Annotated in this window: 9 protein-coding genes; all 9 read right to left on the minus strand. The window is 44.9% G+C overall.

Annotation, left to right across the window (positions count from 1 at the left end; all coding sequences use genetic code 11):
- Complete coding sequence (locus HMPREF2685_RS02775; protein WP_070465121.1) at positions 1-1,131, minus strand: ABC transporter ATP-binding protein; 1,131 nt, start codon at positions 1,129-1,131, stop codon at positions 1-3.
- A gap of 124 nt (positions 1,132-1,255) precedes the next feature.
- Positions 1,256-2,116, minus strand: a complete 861-nt coding sequence (locus tag HMPREF2685_RS02780; RefSeq protein WP_070465125.1) for a helix-turn-helix domain-containing protein — start codon at positions 2,114-2,116, stop codon at positions 1,256-1,258.
- The gene (locus HMPREF2685_RS02785; protein ID WP_003004765.1) at positions 2,113-2,511 is read right to left on the minus strand and encodes a Mini-ribonuclease 3; all 399 of its coding nucleotides are present in this window, start codon (positions 2,509-2,511) and stop codon (positions 2,113-2,115) included. The genes HMPREF2685_RS02780 and HMPREF2685_RS02785 overlap by 4 nt, the downstream gene beginning before the upstream one ends.
- Positions 2,504-3,847 carry a cysteine--tRNA ligase gene (gene cysS / locus HMPREF2685_RS02790; protein WP_070465130.1) on the minus strand — a complete coding sequence of 448 codons (1,344 nt, stop codon included), beginning with the start codon at positions 3,845-3,847 and terminating at the stop codon, positions 2,504-2,506. Before cysS ends, HMPREF2685_RS02785 begins: the two co-directional genes overlap by 8 nt.
- Positions 3,848-3,867: 20 nt before the next feature.
- On the minus strand, positions 3,868-4,734 hold the full coding sequence (locus HMPREF2685_RS02795; RefSeq protein WP_061591017.1) for a GNAT family N-acetyltransferase: 867 nt from the start codon (positions 4,732-4,734) through the stop codon (positions 3,868-3,870).
- Between the two features lie 12 nt (positions 4,735-4,746).
- Positions 4,747-5,364 carry a serine O-acetyltransferase gene (gene cysE, locus HMPREF2685_RS02800; protein ID WP_049485637.1) on the minus strand — a complete coding sequence of 206 codons (618 nt, stop codon included), beginning with the start codon at positions 5,362-5,364 and terminating at the stop codon, positions 4,747-4,749.
- Positions 5,365-5,388: 24 nt separating this feature from the next.
- A complete protein-coding gene (pnp, locus tag HMPREF2685_RS02805; RefSeq protein WP_049498034.1) occupies positions 5,389-7,611 on the minus strand; it encodes a polyribonucleotide nucleotidyltransferase in 2,223 nt (740 codons plus the stop codon).
- Between the two features lie 583 nt (positions 7,612-8,194).
- Positions 8,195-8,932: a hypothetical protein gene (locus HMPREF2685_RS02810; RefSeq protein ID WP_070465133.1), complete on the minus strand. Its 738-nt coding sequence runs from the start codon at positions 8,930-8,932 to the stop codon at positions 8,195-8,197.
- A 17-nt stretch (positions 8,933-8,949) separates the two neighbouring features.
- Positions 8,950-9,355: DUF6287 domain-containing protein (locus HMPREF2685_RS02815; protein ID WP_222560471.1), on the minus strand; the 406-nt coding region annotated here is incomplete at its 5' end.

Consider the following 9,355-nt stretch of genomic DNA (forward strand, 5'->3'; position numbering starts at 1 on the left):
TTAGTATACTGTTTTTTCAGTTTCTTTGTCGAAGAAGTGAGCTTTGTTCAAGTCAAATCCAAGTTCGATGGTTTCACCAGTTCCAAGGTAGTCACGTGCATCTACTTTAGCGATGAATTCGTTGTCACCAACTTGGCAGTACAAGTGAGATTCTGAACCAAGCAATTCAGATACAGAGATAGTTGCTTTTACTACTGATTCTGGGAATGTTTCAAGGAAAGCAGCTTCTGTATTCACGTCTTCTGGACGGATACCAAAGATGATTTCTTTACCATCATAGCCTTTTTCACGAAGAACTTTCAAAGCACCTTCTGGAACTTTCAAATTCAAGCCATTGGCAACGATGTATCCACCTTCCAATTTCACGTTAATGAAGTTCATTGCAGGGCTTCCGATGAATCCAGCTACGAATTTGTTGACTGGGTTTTTGTACACTTCTTGAGGAGTTCCGATTTGTTCTACACGTCCAATTGTACCAGTACCTGCAGGGTTTTTAGTAGCAGACATGATAACGATACGGTCAGCAAGTGTCATTGCTTCTGTTTGGTCGTGAGTTACGTAGATCGTTGTAGCTCCGATACGACGGTGGATTTTCGCAATTTCAGCACGCATGGATACACGAAGTTTAGCATCCAAGTTTGACAAAGGTTCGTCCATCAAGAACACTTTTGCATCACGGACAATGGCACGTCCCATGGCCACACGTTGACGTTGACCACCAGAAAGGTCAGCTGGTTTACGATCCAAGAATTCTTTCAAGCCAAGGATTTCAGCTGCTTCTTGTACACGTTTGTCGATATCTTCCTTGCTGTATTTACGCAATTTCAAACCAAATGCCATGTTATCGTACACAGTCATGTGTGGGTAAAGAGCGTAGTTTTGGAATACCATGGCAATATCACGGTCTTTAGGTGCCACGTTGTTTACAACAGTGCCATCGATCGAACATTCACCTTCTGTGATGTCTTCAAGACCAGCGATCATACGAAGAGTCGTTGATTTACCACATCCTGAAGGACCTACGAAAACGATAAATTCTTTGTCTTTGATGTCCAAGTTGAAGTCTTCAACTGAGTAATGTTCGCTATTTGGATATTTTTTATAAATGTGACTAAGATTCAATTCTACCATGATGGTACTCCTTTGATTTTTATAGTTCTATTGTAAATGAAAACGTTTTACAAATCTATGGCAAGTCTCACAAAAAAGAAAAAGAGTTTTGTGCAAGTTGCACAAAACTCTGGATTTATTTCGTTTAAATCACATCTTGTAAGACCAAATGATAGCACAGGGCTAGATCTGTCAGATTTTTCAACTGAAGACCCGTCAACTCCTCCCACTTGTCAATCTTGTATTGGAGCGAATTGCGGTGGAGATAGAGTTGTTGGGCGGCCTTGGTTACGACTGCCCCATTGTCCCAAAGAGCAACAATGATGTCTTGCAATTGATCTTGACTTTCAATCAACTGATGCAAGCGTACCTTGATCGGGTTGAGATCCAGATCTGCCTGCTCGATTCCCCACAGATAGAGTTGAGAAAAGCGATAGACACCTTGATGGCCTTCTCGAATCCAAGCTCGAAAGACCGCCTGTTCTGCACGGATGACAGGAGAAACTTTCCCATCTTTAGACTCGGTCCATACTTGCCCGACCAGGATAGATAAACGAATATTGAAGTCATACTCCATGGCAGAGACGGTATCTTTTAAGATATCGGCCACAGGCAAAGACTGGTCTTGGTCCAGAATGAGCACATAATCTTGTCCGCTCAGTTGCAAGGTTGCTCGGAAGTTGGGCAAGAGTGTCTGCATCATCTCTAACCAAGAAGCCGTCCCTTCCGCTGTTGAATGCGAGATGTGGCAATAGACAAGCTGCATTTTTTTGATGACTTGAGGGGCTTCTCCCTTTCCATCGATCAGGTACTGGTACCAAGGATTAGGGGCAACCTCTTCTTCACCGCCCAACCAGGAAATCAATTGTTTTTCTCGCTCGGTTAGCTCTTCTTCCTTCAGCAGCAGCCATTGATGAGCCTGAAGGGGAATGGCTACATAACCAGCTGGTGGATTGGCTTGATCCGTCACCTCTGCATGAGGAAACCACTCTCTGATATTTTTCACTGCTTTCTTCCTTCTTCTACTTGCTGGATACACCAGTCAATCAGCTCTTCCAAACGAGAGAGTTCCCCCGTCATATGGAGATAGCCCATGACAGCCTCAAAGCCTGTCGACATGCGATAGGTCACGACATCCGCATTTTTGGCCTTGGTATGACTATTGGTATTGCGACCGCGCTTGTAGATCTCCAACTCTTTTTCCGTCAGAATTTCTTGCTCCAGCATGCTTTCAATCAAGCTGGCTTGAGCCCTAGCAGAGACATAGCGGGTGGCAGCCTGGTGAAGCTTATTGGGCTTGGTCATCCCTTGAAAAATCAAGTGTCTGCGAATATACATGGAATAGACCGCATCTCCCTCAAAGGCAAGGGCAATTCCATTGATTAGATTGACATCAATCACGTGTCCACCTTACACCTTCTTTTGTATCCAAGAGCTTGATTCCTTGCGCAGCTAATTCATCGCGAATAGCATCTGCACGCGCAAAATCTTTCTTAGCCCGCGCTTCCTGACGTTCAGCGATCAAGGCTTCAATATCTGCATCCAAGACTTCTTCGACAAAGACCACTCCAAAGACTTCTAACATCTTGGTCAAGGCATCCTTGACGTCTTGGTTGTAGTGACCTGAATTGATCCATTTGGCCAATTCAAAGACGACAGTGATGCCGTTTGCCGCATTGATATCTTCATCCATAGCCACGATAAACTTGTCCACAAAGCCTTGCAAGTCTGCTGGATCTACTTCTCCTGTGAACGGTTGCTCATAGGTATTTTTCAAATACTTGAGGTTGGTCTCCGCATCGCGCACCGCTTTTTCTGTGAAGTTAATGGGCTTGCGATAGTGCTGGGTCGCAAAGAAGAAGCGAAGCACTTGGCCGTCGATAGTCTTCAATGCATCATGCACGGTGATAAAGTTGCCCAATGACTTGGACATCTTGACATTATCAATATTGACAAAGCCATTGTGCATCCAGTAATTGGCAAAAGTCTTGCCTGTTTTAGCTTCAGACTGGGCAATTTCATTAGTATGGTGTGGAAACTCAAGGTCGGCTCCACCACCGTGGATATCAATAGTATCCCCTAAAATTCCCGTCGACATGACCGAACACTCGATGTGCCAACCCGGACGACCAGGTCCCCAAGGGCTGTCCCAAGAAATCTCACCTGGTTTGGCAGCTTTCCAGAGGGCAAAGTCGACTGGATTTTCTTTGCGAGCTGTTTCCTCATCTGTCCGACCTGAAGCGCCTAGCTCCAAGTCTTCTAGGGTTTTATTGGCTAACTTAGCATAGTTGTGGGATTTTTCCACACGGAAATAGACATCGCCTTGACTCTCATAAGCATAGCCTTTTTCGATCAAGTCAGCGACAAAACGAATGATGTCATCCATAAACTCGACCACACGAGGGTGGCGGGTTGCAGGTTTCACGCCAAGAGCCGTTACATCCTCACGGAAGGCCGCAATATACTTGTCTGCCACTTCCTGTGGCGTAATGCCTTCTTCTTTGGCACGGTTAATGATCTTATCATCCACATCTGTAAAGTTGGAAATGTAGGCAACTTCGTAGCCACGATACTCAAAGTAGCGACGAATCGTGTCAAAGGCTACCGTTGAACGGGCATTCCCTACGTGGATATAGTTGTAAACCGTTGGCCCACAGACATAAATGCGGACCTTTCCTTCCTCGATGGGGATAAATTCTCGCAAATCACGAGACATAGTATCATAAATTTTTAACACGCTTCATTTCCTTTCTGTTTCTACTCTTTTGGCTTCAAGTAAACCACCTGAGTCTGTGTGACAAAGCCAATCTTTTCATACAAGCGTTTGGCACCTACATTGCTATCTTCCACTGCAATCTGAAATGCCTTATCATTTTGCTCCATGAGTTGGTTGATGAGGGATTTTGCCAAATAGCTTCCGTAGCCTTGCCCACGATAGACTTCAGCAATCGCAAGTCCATAAAGGTAATTGCATTTTCCAGATACATCCACCGTACAAACGCCAATCACTTGACCTTCTTTGAGTAATATGTAAAGCAGACTATCAGGATCCTTCAAGGCCTCTGAAATGTATCTGTGGCTCACTTCCGGTGCTTCCACTTCATCTGAGAAGGTTTGGTGGTGGAGCTGGGCAATGGCTTCAAGATAAGAAGGTTCCGCCAAGAGCACATCGACATCCGAACGGGAATCTAATGCATAAGCAGTTCGATCACGTCCTAACCAGGTTTCTGTCTCTTCATCCTCGACCAGTCCCCAATTGCTGGCAAAATCAGGATGATTCTCTAGAAAAATACGCTCTGTCTGAAAAGTCACAGACTCAATTGGATAAGATGCCGTTTCTTTCTCAAAACTTCTATACAAAGCACGCGCAATTCCCTGCCGACGGTGATTAGGGTGGACCAGGATCGCCACATCCACATCTTGATCATCCGCATAGACGGTTAATAGGCCAACAAGTTCACCTTTTTCATAATAAAGGAAAAAGGCTGGCATATCGGGATCAAAATTGAGCATATTGGAGAGATAAGGATCCCGAAACGTTCCGTCATAGTTCTGACAGATGGCAATAAGGGCCTTTGCTTCCAGTAGTTGGTGGTCATTCAATGTATTGGTTGATTGAATCACGTAGCGATCTCCTTACAAGCTTGAAGACCGATGACTGGCTTCCTTGGCATGCTCCAGCTTGTTCATGTAGTATTCCCGTTTTTCTTCTTCTTGGTGAATGATTGGCACATCCTTCTTACCGTGAACACGAACAATTTTAGCAGGGACTCCGACAACGGTCACATCACTCGGTACATCGGAGACCACGACCGCTCCTGCTCCTACTTTGGCCTTGGCCCCAATCTCAATCGGACCGATGACCTGAGCATGAGCGGAGACCAAGGCTCCTTCACGAACCGTTGGATGGCGTTTACCGACATCCTTCCCTGTTCCCCCAAGGGTCACCCCGTGGTAGAGCATAACGCCTTTTTCAACAATGGCTGTTTCCCCGATAACGAGGCCCGCTCCATGGTCGATAAAGACACCAGAAGCAATAGTCGCACCCGGATGGATCTCAATCTGGGTCCAAAAACGCCAGAATTGGCTGTGCATCCGCGCCAAGAGCTTAAAGCCATGATTCCACAAAAAGTGGGAAACACGGTGAGCTGCCAGTGCTTTAACACCCGGATAGGTCAAAAGGACCTCCAGCGAGGTACGTGCTGCTGGGTCGTTTTCTTTTACAATATCGATGGTTTCACGCCACCATCCCATACCGTGCTCCTCCTTTTCTAATGATTATTCTGAATCTTTTTGTGTAATGGTAAAGTCTTTTTTAGGTTTGTGGTCCTTGTTGTGGTGACGAGGACGATCGCCGTGACGAGGACCCTTTTCACCTTTTTCTTCTGAATGTTCAGGTTTTGGTGGACGTGGTAATAGTGCCTTCATAGAAGCATCGACACGACCTTTTTCGTCAATCTTGATAATCTTCACATCTACTTCATCGCCGATGGCTACCAAGTCTTCGACACGGTTGGTACGAGTCCAAGCCATTTCAGAGATGTGAACGAGGGCATCTGTCTTATCAAAGAGGTTGACAAAGGCACCAAATTTCTCGATCCGAACCACTTTGGCATGGTAGACTTCATCCACTTTAGCTTCACGCACCAAACCAGCAATGATTTCCTTAGCACGGTTAATCGCATCTTGGTCACTCGAGTAGATCGATACGTTCCCTTCTTCGTCGATATCAATCTTAACGCCTGTTTCAGCGATGATCTTATCGATGGTTTCTCCACCCTTACCGATGACAATCTTAATCTTGTCGACATCAATCTTGATGGTATCAATTTTCGGAGCAGTTGGCGCCAATTCTGGACGCACTTCTGGAATGGTTGCTTCGATGACATCAAGGATTTCAAAACGAGCTTTCTTGGCTTGAGCAAGCGCTTCTGTCAAGATTTCTGCAGTAATCCCTTGGATCTTGATATCCATTTGAAGGGCTGTAATCCCATCACGTGTACCTGCAACCTTAAAGTCCATATCTCCAAAGTGGTCTTCCAAACCTTGGATATCTGTCAATACTGTGTAGTTGTTTCCATCTGAGATCAGACCCATGGCAATCCCTGCAACTGGAGCCTTGATTGGCACACCACCAGCCATAAGGGCAAGAGTTCCCGCACAGATAGAGGCTTGTGAAGAAGAACCATTTGATTCTAAGACTTCTGCTACCAAGCGGATGGCATATGGGAATTCTTCCAAGCTTGGCAATACTTGAGCAAGGGCACGCTCACCAAGAGCACCGTGACCAATTTCACGACGACCAGGCGCACCATAACGACCTGTTTCCCCTACAGAATATTGTGGGAAGTTATAGTGGTGCATAAAGCGTTTCTTGTACTCAGGATCTAAACCATCGATGATTTGCGTTTCACCCATTGGTGCCAAGGTCAAGACAGAAAGGGCTTGCGTTTGTCCACGAGTGAAGAGACCTGAACCGTGCACACGAGGAAGGTAGTCCACTTGTGCATCCAAAGGACGGATTTCATCAACTTTACGACCATCCGGACGAACCTTGTCTTCTGTAATCAAACGGCGCACTTCCGCGTGTTCCATTTGTTCCAAGATTTCAGCCACATCCCGCATGATGCGGTCGAATTCTTCATGGTCTGCATATTTTTCTTCGTAAACAGCTGTGACTTGGTCTTTCACTGCTTGAGTTGCAGCTTCACGCGCCAATTTTTCTTCTACTTGGACTGCTTTTTGAAGGTCACTGTTGTAAGCTGCGATGATTTCAGCTTGCAAGTCAGCATCCACATGAAGCAATTCCACTTCTGCTTTTTCTTTCCCAACTGCCGCAACGATTTCTTCTTGGAAGGCAATCAATTCTTTAACGGCTTCGTGTCCTTTGAGAAGAGCTTCCAACATGATTTCTTCTGACAATTCTTTAGCACCAGACTCTACCATGTTGATAGCGTGCTTAGTACCAGCTACTGTCAATTCAAGAAGCGATTGTTCTGCTTGTTCTTGCGTTGGGTTGATGATGATTTCCCCGTCAACATAGCCCACTTGTACCCCAGCGATTGGGCCGTCAAATGGAATATCTGAGATAGACAAGGCCAATGATGAACCAAACATAGCTGCCATTGGTGCAGATGCATTTTCATCGTAAGAAAGTACAGTGTTGATGACTTGTACTTCGTTACGGAAACCTTCCGCAAACATTGGACGGATCGGACGGTCAATCAAACGCGCAGTCAAAGTCGCATCTGTTGAAGGACGTCCTTCCCGTTTCATAAAGCCACCAGGAAATTTCCCAGCCGCATACATTTTTTCTTCGTAGTTGACTTGAAGTGGGAAGAAATCCCCAGTTGCCATCTTCTTAGACATAACGGCAGCAGTCAAGACAGTTGACTCACCATAACGCACGACAACAGAGCCATTTGCTTGCTTAGCGACCTGACCAGTCTCTACGATTAACTCACGACCCGCAAAAGTCGTTTGAAACACTTGTTTTGTCATTGTAATCCCCTTTGGATTGATAAAATTATACGACTTGCCTACAAAGATCAAGATATTTTGGACGGTTCGGCTTGCCGAACATTTCTGTAGAAAAATAGGAAGGTGACGCCGCACTCGATGAGTGCTAGGAAGCTTATCTTTTTTCCTAAGAAATGAGGCCAAAATTCAGTTCATCAGGATACAAAGGGCGTGAAGAATCCCGTATGAAAATAGGAGATTGACGAAGTGTGCCACGCACACTAGGAAATCTATCTTTTTCACTAGGGATTTAGCCCGTGTTCAACTATCAAGATACTAAGACCGTCAAAAGCAAAGTAAAAATAGGAAACTGACGAAGTCTTCGATGAAGACAAGACAGTTTATCTTTTTTACACGGCTTTTCTGCCGGGTTCAGTTACGCATGATACCATAGATTGACGCAGCCTATCTGTATGTTATATCCTCATCTTTGTATCCAAGCACGTATACCTTTTATTTTAACATATTCAAGCCCAAAAGAAAAAGGCTTTGAGGGCCTTTTTCTTTGATTCTTCAGCAAGTTCTATATAAAAATTTTAGAGCTAGATATAGCTTCTGATTATTTTTACGATTTCACGAATTCTGTACTATCCACATAAAAGCGTGTTTTATGTGTTCCACCCTTGTAGTTCTTGTTGTTGCGTTTCAAGACAAAACGTCTGTATGGTTCAGAAGTCCCTTGGATCGATGTGGTCACTTCAACTGAATTTTCATTGATCACCCATTCATCCGGTGAAGGGATTTCCATCGGTGGCATCGCTCCGCCACGACCACCAGGTACAATTTCGTAGAAGGCCTTGTCTTTTGTCGAATAGATCCAGCCGTCTTTCTTTTCATTTGTAAGCTGGATCAGCTTGTCTTGTGAAAGACTGCGGATTGAGTCCGATGTTTCTTCTGCATCTAATTTATCAATGACATCTTGCAGATTATAGGTCCCAGGCGTGTAGGTATTGTAGTAATCAATGAACATGTCTTGTGGGTAACCATCAACCGCGCCGTGGTCATTATTCAACTCTAGCAAGCGAGTCGGTTGCACCTGAAGTGAATAGGTCAAAGACGCACTGTTTTCAATGATCGAATAGATATCCGCTTGGTCCGCTTTTGACAAGGTCCCAATTGCTTCTTTATCATGTTCATCTGACTTAGCTTCTTCTGACTGCTCTTTTTCTTGGGATTTGTCAGATGATTTTTTGACCGATGAAGCCCCTACCGGACTGTGCTTACGCTCATAGCGTTTTGGGGCACAAGCTGCTAGGGAAAGCAAGAGGGCTGCAGCTAGTAAGTATGTTCCAAATTTTTTCATGTTTGTCTCCTTATTTTTTAGTTCACACGGTAGTACAAATCGTTCCCATTCGTAGCATCACTCTTACTCCAGTAAATGGATTCACTGCCACCTTCTCTTGAAGGAATGAAAAGAATAGGCGTGTCATTCGTTGCCCCAGGCATCCGACTAACTCCGTGTAAATTGCCTTCCTTGAAGTAAAAACCAGAAAATTGAACACCATTGACAGCACTACCATTGACCTTCACAATTCCTTGCGCATCAAACTCAATGCTCGTACCGTACTTATTTTTCCAAACTCCCGCTACACTTGAGAAATTTCCAGCTTTTATTTCATCTAGATTCATCTCAGTGCTTGTTTTGGCAGGAGCTGATTCGGCATTTCCATCCACACGCGTTGTATAGTCAAGGGCAATCCAGCCTTGTCCAGATTCCAATTTGCCC

Source organism: Streptococcus sp. HMSC074F05 (assembly GCF_001808725.1).
Classification (GTDB): Bacteria; Bacillota; Bacilli; order Lactobacillales; family Streptococcaceae; genus Streptococcus; species Streptococcus parasanguinis_I.